At 69.8% G+C, this 16,670-nt stretch carries 18 protein-coding genes; 12 read left to right on the top strand and 6 right to left on the bottom strand.

From position 1 onward, the window contains the following. Window positions 1-17 precede the first annotated feature (17 nt). Window positions 18-482, top strand: coding sequence for a MarR family transcriptional regulator (locus ABZ803_RS08625; protein WP_357034417.1), 465 nt, complete (start codon window positions 18-20; stop codon window positions 480-482). Window positions 483-494: 12 nt separating this feature from the next. Here the strand turns inward: ABZ803_RS08625 and htpX are convergent, their stop codons facing one another. Beyond that, window positions 495-1,376, bottom strand: coding sequence for a zinc metalloprotease HtpX (htpX, locus tag ABZ803_RS08630; RefSeq protein WP_357034419.1), 882 nt, complete (start codon window positions 1,374-1,376; stop codon window positions 495-497). A 108-nt stretch (window positions 1,377-1,484) separates the two neighbouring features. Next, complete coding sequence (locus ABZ803_RS08635; protein ID WP_357035380.1) at window positions 1,485-2,525, bottom strand: polyprenyl synthetase family protein; 1,041 nt, start codon at window positions 2,523-2,525, stop codon at window positions 1,485-1,487. A 223-nt stretch (window positions 2,526-2,748) separates the two neighbouring features. Between ABZ803_RS08635 and ABZ803_RS08640 the strand changes: the two genes are divergently transcribed. The 3 genes from ABZ803_RS08640 to ABZ803_RS08650 are packed head-to-tail and all read left to right on the top strand — an operon-like array spanning window position 2,749 to window position 4,956. Continuing rightward, the gene (locus ABZ803_RS08640; protein ID WP_357034421.1) at window positions 2,749-4,017 is read left to right on the top strand and encodes a geranylgeranyl reductase family protein; all 1,269 of its coding nucleotides are present in this window, start codon (window positions 2,749-2,751) and stop codon (window positions 4,015-4,017) included. A 14-nt stretch (window positions 4,018-4,031) separates the two neighbouring features. After that, a complete protein-coding gene (locus ABZ803_RS08645) occupies window positions 4,032-4,460 on the top strand; it encodes a helix-turn-helix transcriptional regulator (RefSeq protein WP_040870329.1) in 429 nt (142 codons plus the stop codon). A gap of 58 nt (window positions 4,461-4,518) precedes the next feature. Continuing rightward, window positions 4,519-4,956, top strand: a complete 438-nt coding sequence (locus tag ABZ803_RS08650; protein WP_040870330.1) for a VOC family protein — start codon at window positions 4,519-4,521, stop codon at window positions 4,954-4,956. 45 nt (window positions 4,957-5,001) lie between these two features. Here the strand turns inward: ABZ803_RS08650 and ABZ803_RS08655 are convergent, their stop codons facing one another. Then, complete coding sequence (locus ABZ803_RS08655) at window positions 5,002-5,508, bottom strand: DUF2505 domain-containing protein (protein WP_357034423.1); 507 nt, start codon at window positions 5,506-5,508, stop codon at window positions 5,002-5,004. 39 nt (window positions 5,509-5,547) lie between these two features. Here ABZ803_RS08655 and ABZ803_RS08660 point away from each other — a divergent pair, with 39 nt between their 5' ends. From ABZ803_RS08660 to ABZ803_RS08675, 4 genes are all read left to right on the top strand, one after another. Then, window positions 5,548-6,003 (top strand): DUF3592 domain-containing protein, encoded by a 456-nt coding sequence (locus ABZ803_RS08660; RefSeq protein WP_357034425.1) that lies wholly within the window; start codon window positions 5,548-5,550, stop codon window positions 6,001-6,003. Between the two features lie 88 nt (window positions 6,004-6,091). Beyond that, window positions 6,092-7,234 (top strand): glycosyltransferase family 1 protein, encoded by a 1,143-nt coding sequence (locus tag ABZ803_RS08665; RefSeq protein ID WP_357034427.1) that lies wholly within the window; start codon window positions 6,092-6,094, stop codon window positions 7,232-7,234. Window positions 7,235-7,308: 74 nt separating this feature from the next. Further along, the gene (locus ABZ803_RS08670) at window positions 7,309-8,013 is read left to right on the top strand and encodes a demethylmenaquinone methyltransferase (protein WP_062968273.1); all 705 of its coding nucleotides are present in this window, start codon (window positions 7,309-7,311) and stop codon (window positions 8,011-8,013) included. 114 nt (window positions 8,014-8,127) lie between these two features. Then, a complete protein-coding gene (locus ABZ803_RS08675) occupies window positions 8,128-12,318 on the top strand; it encodes a bifunctional nitrate reductase/sulfite reductase flavoprotein subunit alpha (protein ID WP_357034429.1) in 4,191 nt (1,396 codons plus the stop codon). Between the two features lie 141 nt (window positions 12,319-12,459). Here ABZ803_RS08675 and ABZ803_RS08680 read toward each other — a convergent pair whose 3' ends face one another. Then, the gene (locus ABZ803_RS08680) at window positions 12,460-13,494 is read right to left on the bottom strand and encodes an aldo/keto reductase (protein ID WP_357035383.1); all 1,035 of its coding nucleotides are present in this window, start codon (window positions 13,492-13,494) and stop codon (window positions 12,460-12,462) included. A gap of 113 nt (window positions 13,495-13,607) precedes the next feature. On the opposite strand from ABZ803_RS08680, the gene ABZ803_RS08685 reads away from it, so the two are divergent. Then, window positions 13,608-14,237: a TetR/AcrR family transcriptional regulator gene (locus ABZ803_RS08685; protein WP_357034431.1), complete on the top strand. Its 630-nt coding sequence runs from the start codon at window positions 13,608-13,610 to the stop codon at window positions 14,235-14,237. Here ABZ803_RS08685 and ABZ803_RS08690 read toward each other — a convergent pair. Next, window positions 14,234-14,869, bottom strand: a complete 636-nt coding sequence (locus ABZ803_RS08690; RefSeq protein WP_357034433.1) for a TIGR03086 family metal-binding protein — start codon at window positions 14,867-14,869, stop codon at window positions 14,234-14,236. The two genes, ABZ803_RS08685 and ABZ803_RS08690, sit on opposite strands and share 4 nt — an antisense overlap. Window positions 14,870-14,945: 76 nt before the next feature. Then, window positions 14,946-15,404: a MarR family transcriptional regulator gene (locus ABZ803_RS08695; protein WP_357034435.1), complete on the bottom strand. Its 459-nt coding sequence runs from the start codon at window positions 15,402-15,404 to the stop codon at window positions 14,946-14,948. A gap of 63 nt (window positions 15,405-15,467) precedes the next feature. Here ABZ803_RS08695 and ABZ803_RS08700 point away from each other — a divergent pair, with 63 nt between their 5' ends. The 3 genes from ABZ803_RS08700 to ABZ803_RS08710 all read left to right on the top strand — a co-directional run bounded on the left by ABZ803_RS08700 (window position 15,468) and on the right by ABZ803_RS08710 (window position 16,668). Beyond that, the gene (locus ABZ803_RS08700; protein ID WP_357034437.1) at window positions 15,468-15,968 is read left to right on the top strand and encodes an SgcJ/EcaC family oxidoreductase; all 501 of its coding nucleotides are present in this window, start codon (window positions 15,468-15,470) and stop codon (window positions 15,966-15,968) included. A gap of 94 nt (window positions 15,969-16,062) precedes the next feature. After that, entirely contained in the window at window positions 16,063-16,311 is a 249-nt protein-coding gene (locus tag ABZ803_RS08705; protein WP_062968263.1) for a hypothetical protein, read from the top strand. Between the two features lie 129 nt (window positions 16,312-16,440). After that, window positions 16,441-16,668 (top strand): hypothetical protein, encoded by a 228-nt coding sequence (locus ABZ803_RS08710; protein ID WP_062968262.1) that lies wholly within the window; start codon window positions 16,441-16,443, stop codon window positions 16,666-16,668. Window positions 16,669-16,670 lie beyond the last annotated feature (2 nt).

Here is a 16,670-nt window from a genome sequence, read left to right on the forward strand (position 1 = left end):
GGACGGAGGCGGTCGGCATGTCAACCGAGGAGCGGAACGGGCTCGGCGTGGACGACGGCATCCGCATGCTGCTGCTGCTGATGCCGCGTGTCGTCGGACGGGCCAAGAAGCTGGGGGTTCCCAAGGAGCTGGAATCGTTCTCGCTGGCGCCGCGGCACCTGTCGCTGCTGGCCAATCTGGTGTTCGACGGACCGACCACGGTGACGGATCTGGCCGCCCGCCTCGAGGTGGCGCCCACGACGGTGAGCTTGATGGTCGGCGAACTCAGCAAGCAGGGTGTGCTCGAGCGCCGCGCGGATCCGGACGATCGCAGACGCACCATCGTCGCCATAGCACCGGCGCACGAGAAGTCCGTGCGCAAATGGCTGGGGCGCAGTGCCCGAGCCTGGCGTACGGTCCTCGAGCCGCTCACCGCGCAGCAGCGGAAGTTGTTCGTCGATACGTTTCGCGCGTACGAAGACCAGCTGGCCTCGGACGACTGACGCTGCCGGGACTCAGTACCGGCGCGGGCCGCCTGCCATCTCCTCCAGCCGGGCGATGCGTTCGTTCATCGGCGGATGGGTGGAGAACCAGCGCGCGACCTTCTCGCCGGGACGGAACGGGTTGGCGATCATCAGATGCGACTGCGCCGCCAGCCTGGGCTCGGGCGGGAGGGGGGCGGTGTGCACGCCGCGTTCGATCTTCCGCAGCGCCGACGCCAGCGCCAGCGGGTCGCCGGTCAGTTCGGCGCCGGACTGGTCGGCCTGGAATTCGCGCGAGCGCGAGACGGCCAGCTTGATCAGCGACGCGGCGATCGGACCGAGCAGCGACACCAGCAGCACGGCGAGCACGTTCGGGCCCTCGCCGTTGCGGTTGCCGCCGAACATCGACATGTACACCGCCAGGTTCGCCAGGCCCGAGATGACGGCCGCGAGCGCGCCCGCGATCGAGGAAATGAGGATGTCGCGGTTGTAGACGTGGGAGAGTTCGTGTCCGAGCACGGCCCGCAGTTCCCGTTCGTCGAGAATCTGCAGGATGCCGCTGGTGCAACAGACCGCGGCGCGGCGGGGATTGCGTCCGGTGGCGAAGGCGTTGGGCGCGTTCGTCGGGCTGATGTACAGCCGCGGCATCGGCTGCCGCGCGATGGTGGCCAGCTCACGCACGATCCGGTACATGACCGGGGCTTCCAGCTCGCTGACCGGCTGCGCGTGCATGGCCTTCAACGCGATCTTGTCGCTGTTGAAGTACGCGTAGGCGTTCATGCCCACCGCGAGCACGATCGCGACGACGAGGATCGTCGGGTTGCGGAACAGCGCACCGATGAACACGATCATGGCGGAAAGGCCCACCATCAGCCCGAAGGTCTTCAGCCCGTTCGCAAACCCGTGCCCGTGCATACGTCTCCCTTGCCGCTCCCCCGTTCACCGAGTCGCCTTACAGCAGCTCAACGATAGAAGCCGCGAGCAAAGTTCCGGTGCGGCCCGCGCGGCGCCGACAACGCACCCTCACCCCACGCGTTCGATGGTGTAGCGGACCAGCCGCTCGAGCGCGTCGTTGGCCGGGCCGTCGGGCAGGGCGGACAGCTCGGCGTAGGCGAGGTCGGCATAGCCCTGGAGTTTCTCCTTGGCCAGCGCCATGCCGCGGGAGTCGGCGAGCAAGGCGAGTGCCTCCTCCACCTCGTCATCGGTTTCCAGCGGACGGGCCAGCAGCTTGCGCAGGCGGTCGCCGTCGGCGCCCTCCTCGCGCAGCGCGTACAGCACCGGCAGGGTGTGCACACCCTCACGCAGGTCGGTGCCGGGGGTCTTGCCCGATTGCTCGGACGCGGAGGAGATGTCGATGATGTCGTCGGATATCTGGAAGGCGGTGCCGACCGCGTCGCCGAGGCGGGCCAGCCGTTCGACGTGCTCCGCGTCCGCACCCGAGAAGGTGCCGCCGAAACGCCCGGCCGCGGCGATGAGCGAACCGGTCTTCTCCCATACCACGCGCAGGTAGTGCTCGACCGGGTCCTGGGATTCGCGGGCGCCCATGGTCTCGCGCATCTGACCGGTGACGAGTTCGGCGAAGGTCTCGGCGATGATGCGCACCGCGTCGGGGCCGAGAGTGGAGGTGAGCCGGGACGCGTGCGCGAACAGATAGTCGCCCGCGAGAATGGCGATGTTGTTCCCCCACCGCGAGTTGACGCTCGGGGCGCCGCGGCGCATGGTGGCCTCGTCCATCACGTCGTCGTGGTACAGCGTGGCCAGGTGCACGAGTTCGACGACGGTGCCCGCCGTGATCAGGGCGGGATCGGTGGGGCGCGGGCCGAGCTGTCCGGTGAGGATGGTGAAGAGCGGACGGAAGCGCTTGCCGCCGGCCTTGGCCAGGTGCAGCGCGGCTTCCTGGAGGAATTCCGCACCGTCGGACAGCTCCTCGACCAGGAGTTTCTCCACCTCGGCCAGGCCGTCGCGCACCGTGTCGGCGAGCCCGGCGTCACCGAGGTCGACCCCGGCCACGACCGTGCTCACGTCGCCCGCGGCTCCGCTGTGCCCGCCGTGCGCCGTGTCCATGATTCGCTCGCTGCGCTCGCTCATGGCCGATGTGCTCATTTCTTCTCCCAGCGATGCGTCCGACCCCACGGTAGAGAACCTAGCGTGTCCCCGGCGGATGGCCCATGAACACCGTCACTCTGTGGTGTATCGGCCATTCACGCGCCGCGTCGCCGGTGATCATCCACGACGCGCACGCGGCCGCCGTCGACATGGATGAGACGGCCCTGCGAGTATGGACCGCATGGGTGCACCGGAAGCGAGTCCCGCGCGCGACGAGGACGCGTTGCCCAGCCGAGCCGAGGTGCTGGTCGTCGGCGCGGGCCCGGCCGGGTCGGCGTCGGCGGCCTGGGCGGCACGGGCGGGACGGGACGTGGTGCTCATCGATTCCGCCGTCTTTCCCAGGGACAAGACCTGCGGCGATGGGCTCACCCCGCGCGCGACCGCCGAACTGGAGCAGCTCGGCCTCGGCGAGTGGATACGCGCGCACGTCGTCAACCACGGCCTCCGGATGACCGGCTTCGGCCGCGAGGCGCTGCTGAGCTGGCCGGGCGGATCCTTCCCGACCTACGGAAGCGCGGTTCCTCGAACCGAACTCGACGACAAACTGCGCGAGACGGCGGTGAAGTCCGGCGCGCGCATGGTGGACGGGACGAAAGTGGTCGACGTCACCCGCGAGGGTGACCGGGTCACGGGCGTGACGGTGCGAACAGCCGAGGGCACGCGCACGATCGCCTGCCGGACGCTGGTGGTCGCCGACGGGGTGCGTTCACCGATCGGGCGGCTGCTCGGCCGCGTCTGGCATCGGCAGTACGCGTACGGCACCGCCGCGCGGGCCTACATCAAGTCGGGACGCAGCGACGATCAGTGGATCACCTCGCATCTGGAGTTGCGCGACGCCTCCGGGGAGCTGGTTCCCGGCTACGGCTGGGTGTTCCCGCTGGGCAACGGCGAGGTGAACATCGGGGTCGGGTCGCTGGCCACGGAACGCCGGCCCTCGCACATCGCGTTGAAGCCCTTGCTGGCGCACTACACCGCGCAGCGCACGGAGGAATGGGAGTTCGAGGGCTCGCTGCGCGCGGTGGCCTCGGCCCTGCTGCCGATGGGCGGGGCGGTCTCGAACGTCGCGGGGCGCAACTGGGTGCTGATCGGCGACGCCGCGGGTTGTGTGAACCCGCTCAACGGCGAAGGGATCGATTACGGCCTGGAGGGCGGTCACCTGCTGTCGGAGCTGCTGGACGAGCCCGACCTCACCGCGATCTGGCCGCAGGTGTTGCGGGCCCGCTACGGACGCACGTTCTCGGTGGCCCGGCGGATCGCGGGCCTGGCCACGCACCCGCGCATGGTGCCGCTGGGCGGTCCCCCCGTGATGCGCTCGAAGTATCTGCAGCGCACCGCGGTCCGGGTGATGGGCAACCTGGTGACCGACGAGGACGTCGACCTGACCGCGCGGGCTTGGCGGATGGCGGGCCGGGCGTCGCTGCGTTTCGACGAGCGTCCGCCGTTCGCCTAGGAACGGGTGGCGCGATGGGCGAACAGCGAGCGCGCGGACTGCCCGCGCTGTATCTGCTGCCGCATCTGCGCCGAGCCAAGGACGTGGCGGACCGTCACTACGCCGACCCGCTGAATCTGGATGGGCTGGCGGCGGCCGCGGGGGTGTCGAAATACCACTTCCTGCGCGCGTTCGCCGCGGTCTACGGCCTGACCCCCGCCGCGTACCTGGCCGAGCGGCGCATCGAACGCGCCCAGGATCTGCTGCGCGCCACCAATCTCACCGTCACCGAGGTGTGCATGCTGGTCGGCTACAGCAGCCTCGGCTCGTTCAGCAGCAAGTTCCGGCAGCTGGTCGGTGTGACGCCGTCGGAGTACCAGGCGAAGTTCGCCGACGGCGCTCCGCGCATCCCCGGCTGTTTCGTCTTCATGCACGGGCTGTCCGACCGCAAGCCGCCCGGCTGAGCAAACGGCGCAATTTCGGAGAAGCCGGTGGCACGGCGCGGGCCATAGCCTGGCCCGCATGACGACGATTACGAACGTTTCCCTGGTCACGGTGTACGTCACGGACCAGGACGCGGCCAAGGAGTGGTACATCGACAAGCTGGGGTTCGTGGAGACCGCCGACGTCACCATGGGCGACAACGGTTTCCGCTGGGTGACCATCGCCCACCCCGCGCACCCGGAGCTGGAGATCACGCTGATGATCCCGGGCCCGCCGCTGGACGAGCACTACGCCGAGGCCGTCCGGCGCGCGCTGGCCAACGGCACGCACGGCTCGCTCGGCCTGCGAACCGAGAACTGCCAGAAGACCTTCGAAGAGCTGACCGCCAAAGGGGTGGAGTTCGTCCAGCCGCCCGCCGAGCGGCCCTACGGGACCGAGGCGGTGGTCCGGGACAATTCCGGGAACTGGCTGGTCCTGGTGGAGCGCAAGGAGTACTCGCCGCAGGACTTCGCCTAGGACGCGGCGATGTTGCCCCAGCGCCCGCCGGGGCAACACCCGTGGTCAGGCGGTCGGCTTCGCCGACAGCCACTCCTCGATGAATTTGCGCTCGCTGTTGAGCACCCGATGGTGCAACTGCTCGGCGAGCGGCTCGATCGCGCCGCCGACCACGGGCACCTTCACCTGCACGGTGCCCGCGACCTCGATCTCGGATCCTTCCGCGGTGGAGCGGATCTCGTAGGAGCCGGACATCGCGGTGTTGATGCCGCCGGTGGTGGCCTCGAAGGTGCCTTTGGCGACCTCGCCGACCAGCGGCTGCCAGTTGTCGGTGCGGGAGAACGTGAGTTCGCTCTTGAGTACCTTGCGGACCAGCGCGGGTACCTTGTCTTCGGCGGCCTTTTCGGTCATATGGATGCGAATGGTGCCCGCGCCGCCGGGATGCGACACCTCCAGCGTGGCGGTGGGCGCGTCGGCGAAGCGGGCCCGCCAGACGTCATCGGTGGTGAGTGCCCGGTGGAGATCTTCGACCGGGACTGCGTACGGCACGGTGAAGCTGAATTTTCGGGACATGGCCGCCACCGTAGCCGAGCCGGTCGGTAGCCTGTGGCGGTGTCGGAAACCAGCCAGTCCAACGGGCGGCCGATCCGCCTGCGGCGGGCCAGGATCGGGGTGCTGATCGCCGCGACGGCGGTGAGCGTGCTCGTCGGGCTGCTGGTGCTGGCCGCGTGGCGCAACGACTATCTGATCAGCTCCGACAAGGGCAGCACCACGGCCGAGGTGCTCTCGGCGGGGCGGCTGCGCTCGGCGGTCATGTACGTCACACCGGACGGTGAGACGCACAATCCGAAGGTCGGCGTCCTGTATCCGACGAACCTGACCGCGGGTGAGCGGATTCGCGTGGAATACAGCCGCAGCGATCCCGATCTGGTGCGTGTGGAAGGCCGGGACGTGCGCGTCGCCGTTCCGCCCGCGTTGTCGGTCATCGTGGTGGTGTGGCTGCTCGCGCTGCCCGCAGTGTGGTTGCTGTCCCGCGTGAACAGGCGCGGCCCGACGCCGGTGGGTTGATCCGCGCGCCCCGACAGTTCGCCGGATCTTTCCGCGCCCTTCACTTCGGTGTGGCGGGGCGGCGCGGTGCACCGGTCAGGCTGGGAATGTGCGTGTAGCGATCGTCGCGGAGTCGTTTCTGCCGAATATGAACGGCGTCGTCAACTCCGTGCTGCGGGTGCTGGAGCACTTGGACCGGCACGGACACGACGCCCTGATCATCGCGCCCGACACACCGCGCGGGCAGCCTGCCGCGCCGCGGGAGTATCACCGTTTCCGGGTCCACCGAGTCCCCGCGGTCATGGTGCCGAGGATCAGCTCGCTACCGGTCGGGCTGCCGCAGCCGGGCATCGTCTCGGCCATCGACGACTTCGACGCCGACGTGGTCCACCTGGCCTCCCCGTTCCTGCTCGGCGCGGGCGGACTGGGGGCGGCGCTGCGGCTGGACCTGCCGACCGTCGCGGTGTATCAGACCGACGTCGCGGGCTTCGCCAAGAGTTACGGGCTCGGGCTGACGAGCCGCGCCGCCTGGGCCTGGACCCGGCGCATCCACGAGGGTGCCACCCGCACGCTCGCGCCGTCCCGGGCGGCGGCGGAGGACTTGGCCCGGCACGGCGTCCCGCGCGTGCACCGGTGGGGGCGCGGCGTGGACATCGCGCGTTTCACGCCCGACGCCCGCTCCGCCGAGCTGCGCGACGCCTGGCTCGCCGGCCACGACCGCCTGCTGGTGGGCTTCGTGGGGCGGCTCGCGCCGGAGAAGCACGTCGAGCGGCTCGCGGTGCTCGGGACCGACCCGGATGTCCAGCTGGTGATCGTCGGCGACGGGCCGGAACGCAGGCGGCTCGCCCGGCTGATGCCGACCGCGGTGTTCACCGGCGAACTCGGCGGCGACGAGCTGGCGCGGGCGTACGCCAGTCTCGACGTCATGGTGCACGCGGGCGAGCACGAGACGTTCTGCCAGGGCGTGCAGGAGGCGCTGGCGTCGGGCGTCCCGGTGATCGGCCCCGACGCGGGCGGTCCACGCGACCTGATCGCCCACTGCCGGAACGGCTATCTGCTTCCGGTGGATCGTTTCGGCGAGTTGCTGCCCAGTGCCGTCGGGGCGTTGCACGATCCGCGGCTGCGGACCCGGTTCGCCGGGGCGGCCAGGAAGTCGGTGCTGTCGCGGACCTGGCCCGCCGTCTGTTCCCAGCTGCTGGGCCACTACGCCGAGGTGTCGGGCACCCGGATCTGCCTGCCCCATACGGCCTGAACCGCGCTCGAGCGTGACGGAAGTATCCCCGCGCCACGCTCGGTTCGTAACAGACCGCGAGTTAGGGTCTTCGCGTGGCGAAAACGCAATCGAACCGGGCCTCCCTGGACAAGCAGCCGCACGAAGTCGCGGCGATGTTCGACGGCGTTGCCCGGCGATACGACCTGACCAACACCGTGATCTCCGCGGGGCAGGATCGCTACTGGCGCTGGGCGACCCGCAAGGCGCTGGCGCCGCGGCCGGGTGAGCGGCTGCTCGATCTCGCCGCGGGCACGGGGGTTTCGACGCTGGAGCTGCAGAAGTCCGGCGCCTGGTGCCTCGCAGCCGACTTCTCCAAGGGCATGCTCAGCGCGGGCCGGTTCCGCGACGTGCCGATGGTGGCGGCCGACGCGATGGCGCTGCCGTTCGCCGACGACTCCTTCGACGCGGTGACCATCTCGTTCGGGCTGCGCAACGTGGCCGACACCGACCTCGCCCTGCGCGAGATGCTGCGGGTCACCAAGCCCGGCGGCAGGCTGGTGGTGTGCGAATTCTCCGCGCCGGTGCTCCCGGTATTCCGCACGGTGTACCTGGAGTATCTGATGAAGGCGCTGCCGAAGGTGGCGCGCGTGGTGAGCAGCAACCCCGACGCCTACGTCTACCTCGCCGAATCCATCACGGAGTGGCCCAATCAGCGCAGGTTGGCGATGCGGATCGCGGCGAACGGGTGGTCGTCGGTGAAGTGGCGCAATCTCACCGGGGGCGTCGTCGCACTGCACCGGGCCTACAAACTCGGCTGAACCGGAGACCCCGGTCACACCTCACCGCCGGATTCGGGCACTGTGAGGTGGAATGTCACCTGGCGATAACGCGGGGTAAATCCCGCGCAATCGGCGGTCCGCATGATCGAAGGCATGTCCGACCCAGTGACCGGCCACAGCGACGGCACCGCCCGAACGGCGTGCTCGTACTGCGGCGTGGGCTGCGGGATCACCGTGACGACCGCCGCGGACGACGCGGGGAAACCGGTGATCGCCAAGGTCAGCGGCGACAAGCTGCACCCGTCCAACGCGGGCAGGCTGTGCACCAAAGGCGCGACGCACGCGGAGCTGATGCGGGCCACCGGACGGATGGAGACCGCCTACCGGCGCTCGGAGCGCGGCCAGGTCCCGGTGCCCTTCCCCGTGGACGAGGCGGTGCACGAGGCGGCCATCCGATTGCGGGCGATCCTGGACGAGCACGGCCCCGACGCGATCGCGCTCTACGTTTCCGGGCAGATGTCGCTGGAGGCGCAGTACCTCGCCACCAAGCTCGCCAAGGGTTACCTGCGCACGGTGCACATCGAGGCGAACTCGCGGCTGTGCATGGCCAGCGCCGGGACCGGGTACAAGCAGTCGCTCGGCGCGGACGGACCGCCCGGCTCCTACGACGACTTCGAACACGCCGACCTGTTCTTCGTGATCGGCGCGAACATGGCCGACTGCCATCCCATCCTGTTCCTGCGGATGGCCGACCGGCTCAAGGCGGGCGCGCGGCTCATCGTGGTCGACCCGCGCCGCACCGAGACCGCCGCGCGCGCCGATCTCTTCCTGCAGATCGCCCCCGGCACGGATCTCGCCCTGTTGAACGGGCTGCTGCACCTGCTGGTCGAGGGCGGCCACATCGACGAGGAGTTCATCGCCGAGCACACCGAGGGCTGGGAGGCGATGCCGGAGTTCCTGGCCGACTATCCGCCGCAGCGGGTGGCGGAGATCACCGGGCTGGCCGAGGCCGACATCCGCACCGCCGCCCAGTGGATCGGCGAAGCAGGCGAATGGATGTCGCTGTGGACGATGGGACTCAACCAGTCCACGCACGGCACCTGGAACACCAACGCGCTGTGCAACCTGCACCTGGCCACGGGCGCCATCTGCCGTCCCGGCAGCGGGCCGTTCTCGCTCACCGGGCAGCCGAACGCCATGGGCGGCCGGGAGATGGGATACATGGGCCCCGGCCTGCCCGGCCAGCGCAGCGTGCTCTCCGCCGAGGACCGCGCGTTCGTGGAGACCGTGTGGGACCTCGAGCCCGGCACGCTGCGCACCGAAGCCGGGCCCGGCACGGTGGAGATGTTCCGCGACCTGTCCGAAGGCACGATCAAAGCCGCCTGGATCATCTGCACCAATCCCGTCGCCACCGTGTCGAACCGCAAGACCGTGATCGCGGGCCTGGAAGCCGCCGAACTGGTGATCGCTCAGGACGCCTACACCGAGACCGCGACCAACGCCTACGCCGACCTGCTGCTTCCCGCCACGCTGTGGGCGGAAGCCGAGGGGGTGATGGTGAATTCCGAGCGCAACCTCACCCTGATGCGGCAGTCGGTCCCGCCCACCGGCGACGCGCGGCCGGACTGGCGGATCATCGCCGACATCGCCACCGCCATGGGGTTCCCCGGTTTCGGCTTCACCTCCGGTGCCGAGGTCTTCGAGGAGATCAAGCGCTTCGCGAACCCCGCGACCGGCTACGACCTGCGCGGCGTCAGCTACGAGGCGCTGCGTGACGGGCCGATGCAGTGGCCGTGCGCCGAGCCGGAGCGCAGGCGCAATCCGATCCGGTACCGCAACGATGGTGTCAGCCAGACGTTGTTCGTCGACGCGCACGGCCACCGGCCCCGGCTGGCCTTCGCCACACCGAGCCGCCGCGCGGTGTTCTGGCCGCGCCCGCACCTGCCGCCCGCGGAGATGCCGGACGACGACTACCCGTTCCTGCTCAACACCGGACGCCTGCAGCACCAGTGGCACACCATGACCAAGACCGGCAGGATCGACAAGCTGACCAAGCTGACCGGCGCGCCGTTCGTCGAGGTGCACCCGGCCGACGCCGAACGCCTCGGTCTGCGCGAGGGCGACCAGCTCGAGATCGCCTCGCGCCGGGGTCGAGCGGTGCTTCCGGTCCAGGTCAGTGAGCGTGTGCGGCCGGGCGATTGCTTCGCGCCGTTCCACTGGAACGACGAGCAGGGCGAATACCTGACCATCAACGCCGTCACCAACGACGCGGTCGATCCGGCCTCGCTGCAACCGGAGTTCAAGGCGTGCGCGGTGGCGCTGCGCAGGGTGGCCGTCGTGCCGCGGCCCGAGACGCCCGCCGCGCTGCCCGCCGCGGAGTCGGCGCATCCGCTGGCGGCCGTGCTCGGTCTCGACAGCGGCACCGCCCCCACGCTCAGCGAAACCGAGCGGATCTACCTCAGCGGATACCTGGCCGCGCTGCAAGCGCTTCCGGTGACCGGTCAACCGGTGCTCCCGGACTCGGCGCCGATGTCGGCGCACAGCAGGCTGTGGGTCGACGGGTTGCTGGCGGGTATGTATTCCCGCGGTGCTGCGGGCCCGGCGCCCGCGGTGGACCAGGGTGCGCCCGCCCGCGCGATCACCGTGCTGTGGGCCTCGCAGACCGGCACCGCGGAGGAATTCGCGGCCACCGTCTCGGCACACCTCGCCGGGCACGGCTTCACGCCGCGACTACTGGACCTGGACTCCTGCGACCTCAGCACGCTTCAGGGCGACGTGCTGGTGGTCAGCAGCACGTTCGGCGACGGAGGGCCGCCGGACAACGGAGCCGATTTCTGGGATCGCCTGGCCGACACCGGCGTGCGGCTGACCGGTGTGCGCTACGCGGTGTTCGCCCTCGGCGACTCCTCCTATGACGACTTCTGCGGTTACGGTCGCAAACTCGACGAGAAATTCGCCGAACTCGGCGCGACCCGATTGCTTACGCGCGTCGACAGCGAACCCGACTACGAAGACGCGGCACAGCGCTGGCTCGACGACGTGCTCGCAGCGTTCGGCGCCGAGGAATCCGGGTCCCCCGCCGATCCGCCGGTGCGCGGCGCAGGCGGCACGGGCCGCGCCACACCCCGGGGCGGCGGAGTCGCGACGCTGGAAATGCCGAGTGCCGCACCGGCGCTCGGGCGCACCCGCACCGCTTCCGCGCCGTTCACCCGCACCGCGCCGCTGCGTGCCCCGCTGTTGCGCAACGAGTTGCTGTCGACCGGAGGATCGACGAAAGAGGTGCGCCGCTTCGGGTTCGATCTGCGCGGCCTGGACGCCACATACGAGGTGGGCGACTCCTTGGGCGTCTGGCCGGTGAACAGCGCCGCGCTGGTCACCGAATGGCTGGACGCCACCGGGCTGGACGGTCGCCGCGTGGTCGAGGTCGACGAGCGCGAACTCTCGCTGGCGGAGGCGCTGCGCACGCACTACGACATCACCAAGGTCGGTCAGGATCTGCTCGGCTTCCTCGCCGAGCACAACCACAGCGGCAAACTCGCCAAACTGCTGCGCCGCGACAACCGCAACGAACTGGCGAGTTACCTGTGGGACCGGCAGGCCGTGGACGTGCTGCGCGACTTCCCGATTCGAGCCGATCTGGTGGAATGGCTCGGCACGCTGAAGAAGCTACAGCCGCGTCAGTATTCGATCTCGTCGAGTCCGCTGGTCAGCCCGGACGAGGTGGAGCTGACCGTCGGCATCGTGCGCTACGGCGATCCGGCCGCCACCGGTTCGGCGGCGCGGCGCGGCGGAGTGTGCTCGACCTTCCTCGCCGATCGGGCGGCCGCCGATTACACCGGCGCGGCGGTGCCGATCTTCCTGCAACGCGCACCGCACTTCCGTCCTCCGGCCGACCCGGCCGCACCGATGATCATGGTGGGCCCTGGCACCGGCATCGCGCCCTTCCGTGGGTTCCTGCACGAGCGCAGGGCCCTCGGCTGCACCGGGCGCAACTGGCTGTTCTTCGGCGATCAGCATGCGGCGCAGAACTTCTACTACCGCGCCGAACTGGAGGACATGTTCCGTTCCGGCTTCCTGACCCGCCTCGACCTGGCCTTCTCCCGGGACCAGCGGGAGCGGATCTACGTGCAGCACCGCATGATCGAACACGGCGCCGAGCTGTGGTCCTGGCTGCGCGATGGCGCCCACTTCTACGTCTGCGGCGACGCGAGCCGCATGGCCAAAGACGTCGACGAGGCCCTCCTGCGCATCGCGCGCATCCACGGCAAACTCGACGAGGACGGCGCACTGGCCTTCAAGAAGCAGCTCGTCGCCGAAAAGCGCTACGTCCGCGACGTCTACTGACGGCCCAACAACAGCCATCCCAATCAGTGATCGCGATCGGCGATGTACGACCTGGACCGCGTGGGCGGTCCGGCCGTGATCATCATCGGTAAGTTCGGCTTCACCGCGACGCCGACCCGAGCGGATTGACGGCCTCGGCGCTCACACCGCGGGTGGGTTCAGGCGGGTGAAGTCGGGGAGGCGGTAGTACGGATAGTAGGGGTAGGGCGGGGTGGTGGCGCTTGCTTTGTCCAGGCGCGCGATCTGGTCGGCGTCGAGTTCCCAGCCGATCGCGCCGAGGTTCTGGCGGAGCTGCTCCTCGTTGCGGGCGCCGACGATGACGGTGGCGACGGTGGGGCGGCGCAGCAGCCAGTTGAGGGCGATCTGCGGCACCGTCTTGCCGGTTTCGGCGGCCAGCTCGTCGAGGACGTCGACCACGTCGTAGAGCTTCTCCTCGTCCACCGGCGGACCGGCCTCGGCGGTCCGGTGCAGCCGGCTGCCTTCCGGAAGCGGTTGACCGCGACGGATCTTGCCGGTGAGCCTGCCCCAGCCGAGGGGACTCCAGACCACCGCGCCGACACCTTGGTCGCGGCCGAGCGGCATGAGTTCCCACTCGTAGTCCCGCCCGACCAGCGAGTAGTAGACCTGGTGCGCGACGTACCTGGTCAGCCCGTTGCGTTCCGCCGCGGCAAGGGATTTCATCAGCTGCCAGCCCGCGAAGTTCGACGCGCCGACGTAGCGGATCTTGCCCGCGCGCACCAGATCGTCCAGGGCCGCGACGACTTCCTCCACCGGCGTGCCCGCGTCGAAGGCGTGCAGCTGGAACAGATCGATGTAGTCCGTGCCCAGCCTGCGCAGCGACGCCTCCACCGCACCGATCAGCCTGGCCCGGCCGGAACCGGCGTCCGCCGGGCCGGGGCCGGTCGGCAGCGTCGCCTTGGTGGACAGCAGCACCCGATCACGCCTGCCCTGGACGGCGGCGCCCAGCACCTCCTCGGAGGCGCCGTCGGAGTAGACGTCGGCGGTGTCGAACATGTTCACGCCCGCGTCCAAGCTGATGTCGACCAGCCGCCGCGCCTGTTCGGCATCGGTGTCGCCCCAGGCGCCGAACAGTTCACCCCGGCCGCCGAAAGTGCCCGCGCCGAAGCTCAAGGCCGGGACATGGAGACCCGATGCGCCGAGCCGCCGGTACTCCATCTGTGTGTCGACCATCCGAACGTTCACTGGACAGCCCTCCTAAAGGGTCTATAGTTCCATTAACACTTCGGACGGTACACCCGTTCGCCGATAAATGAAACTGGAGTGCCGTTATGGAGCCGGAAGAGGCCACACCCGGATCGGTTCGACCCGGTGGGCGGACCGCGCGGGTCCGCGCCGCCGTCCTGCGGGCGGCGGGCGATCTGCTGGCCGAACACGGGTTCGCCCACCTCGACCTCGCCGAGGTCGCGGCGCGCGCCGAGGTCGGCAAGACCACCGTCTACCGCCGCTGGCGCACGCCCACCGGCCTGATCGCCGACCTGCTGACCGACATGGCCGAGCAGTCGCTGCCGCACGCCGACACCGGCTCGCTGCTCGGAGATCTCACCGCCAACGCCCGCCTGGTCGCGAAGACGCTCTCCGATCCACGCCAAGGCGAGCTCTTCCGCGCCGTGATCGCCGCCGCCACCTGCGACGAGTCCGCCGCGACCGCTCTGCGCCGCTTCTACGACGTACGGCTCACCGAGTGGTCGGCGTGCGTAGCGGCCGCCGTCGCGCGCGGCGAAGCGCCGGAGCGCACCGACGCACGCGCGGTGCTGTCGGCGGTGTCGGCCCCGCTCTACTACCGGCTGCTCGCCAGCGGCGACCCGATCGACGACGCCGCCGCGGATACCGCCGCGCACGCCGCGGTCGATGCCGTGATCGCGGGCACTTTCGTAACCCCCGATCCGCCGCGCGGCTAGCCGAGCACCGCTCCCCTGGCGTCCGCGGTCCAGTCGGCGCGGCGACCGGTGTAACCGAGCATTCGCGTCAAGGCAGGCGCATCGGGCGCGACCGGCACCACCGGTCCGAACAGACCGGGCACCCCTTCGGCCGGGGTCTCGCGCAGCATGTCCAGCAGGATCGCCAAGTGCCCGTCGTCGCAGGCGAAGGGCTGCCCCGTGGCCTTCGCGAGATCCCAGCCGTGCACCACCACCTCGTCCAGGGCGATCCTGGCCATCACCGGCGCCGGTTCGCTCACTCCGCCCGCCTCGGTTACGCCGTCCCAGGCCACGGGCTCCCGCCACGCTGCCACCAGGGCATCGAGCTGGGCCGGAACGCGCTCGCGCCAATCCTCGGGCAAGGCGCGATCCACCGGCGGAGCCGGCGCGACCGAGCCACCGACGGCCTCCTTGGTGGCCGCTTGACGAAACGCCTCGGTCAGATCGAGCACGTGCGCGAGCAGATCACGCACCGTGGTGTCGGCGCACGGCGTCGGCGCGGCGAGCTGGTCGTCGGTGATGCGGCCGACCACGGACGACAGAGCGACAGCGGCGGGTTCGAAATCGAATTCCGGATTCATCGAATCTCCTGAGCCGGGGACAGGTTCATCCATGCAGACGTCCTCGCCGGGCCGAACTCATCGGTCCGGAGCAACGCGAAGTCGAACACCGCGGGAAGTAGCGCTCCGGTCAGCTCTGCGACGCGATCCGGTCGGTCTGTGCGCGATGCACATCCAGGGCCGTGTGCAGGAAGTCGAGAATCAGCGAGAGCTGGTCGGGGTCGTAACGACCGAGAGCCCGCGCACCCGCCCTGCCGACCGGCTCGAAGATCCGCTCCGCCACGTCGTGCGCGGCGACAGTGGCGGCGACCAGCACACGGCGCCGATTGGCCGGATCCTGACCGCGTGTGACGAATCCCGCCCGCTCCAGTCGATCGATCACCGCGGTGGTGGCCGCGGGACTGAGTCGCACCGCCGCACTCAATTCCCCCGCGGGCAGCGGGCCACGGCCGAGCACCACATCGAGGCAGCGAAGATCGGTGCGGTTCATGCCCAGGTGCGCGGCGACCGCCTCGTCGAAGACGTCGAAGCTCTGCTGGAGCAGTCGCAACTGCGCACCGATGGCACCGATAAGAGTATATTTCGACATTCGAAACTTTCCGCTATCGTATCTTTCGTTCATCGAAATACTAGCACGCACAAGGACGCTGCCATGCACGACACCGACATCGACGACGCCGAGATCCGCACGCTGTTCCGCGACCTCATGCAGGCCTGGACCGACAACGATGCCGAGGCCTACGCCGGCCATTTCACCGCCGACTCCGACTACGTGTCCTATGACGGCACCCGCGCGATCGGCCGAGCCGAGCACCAGCGCAATCACGACAAGCTCTTCCGAGGCGTGCTGGCAGGCTCCGCACTGGTCGGCGACCTGGAGTCGGTCCGCTTCGTCACCCCGGACGTGGCGATCCTGCACGGCACGGCGTCGGTACTGATGCCGTGGCGATCGCGGCTGCCGGAGCGCAGGCGATCGCGCCAGACGCTGGTGCTGGTACGCACCTCCGAGGGCTGGCGGATAACCGCGATCCACAACGGCCGGGTCCGCCCGGTGACGGTTCCCGAACCGGATTCCTTCCCGGCCGGAATGTCTCGCCTCATGAGCCGCGCGGCACGCAGGCTCGGAGTCGGACGTCGCCACCCCGCTCGGTAACGCGCGGCGCCGGGCCGTCTCGACCCGGCGCGCGAGGTACCGCCGTTACGCACTCGTAGCGGCGAAATGCGCTGGAAAAGCGGATAATTGGTAGATGAAGGGTGATCGGGTGGAGATCGTCGTCGACGTCGGCGACGGGTCTCGCAGTTACGAGATCGCGGCTACCCGGGCGGGGCGGCGGGTCGAGGTCAGGATCGCGCGCGGCGTGGTCGAAGTCAGCGAAGTGACGCGATCGGGGACGGCGGTGCGGACCGCGCGGTTCATGGCCGGGCGCACGCTCGCGCTGGTCGAGCACCCCGCCGATGCCACGGCGGCGCGGGTCGACGAAGAGCGACAACGCTGAGGCGAAAATGCTTGCCGTCCGTCCGGACCAGGGGCATCCTCGATGCAGTCGGAGTCGATCGTCCGCCTCGATTGCGGCATCCCGCGACGGGTATGCCCATCGAGACGCCTACGCGGAGAGGAGCGCACGATGTCAGATCCCCTTGCCGACGCGGTCCCGGAGGCGGATCTCGCCGAGCAGTCCGTCCCGGCGTATCCGGAGGAGCCGGTGGTCGCCGACGACCTGCCGGAGCAGGACGACGCCGTCGGACGGGCGATTCCCGAGCGCGACGTCTTGGAGGCGAATCCGGCGGACGTGCTCGAGCAGTCCATCGTGGTTCCGATGGACGACGACCCCGAGGACGAATTCGGCTTCTGACC

The organism is Nocardia sp. NPDC047648 (assembly GCF_040642815.1).
Lineage (GTDB): Bacteria > Actinomycetota > Actinomycetes > Mycobacteriales > Mycobacteriaceae > Nocardia > Nocardia gamkensis.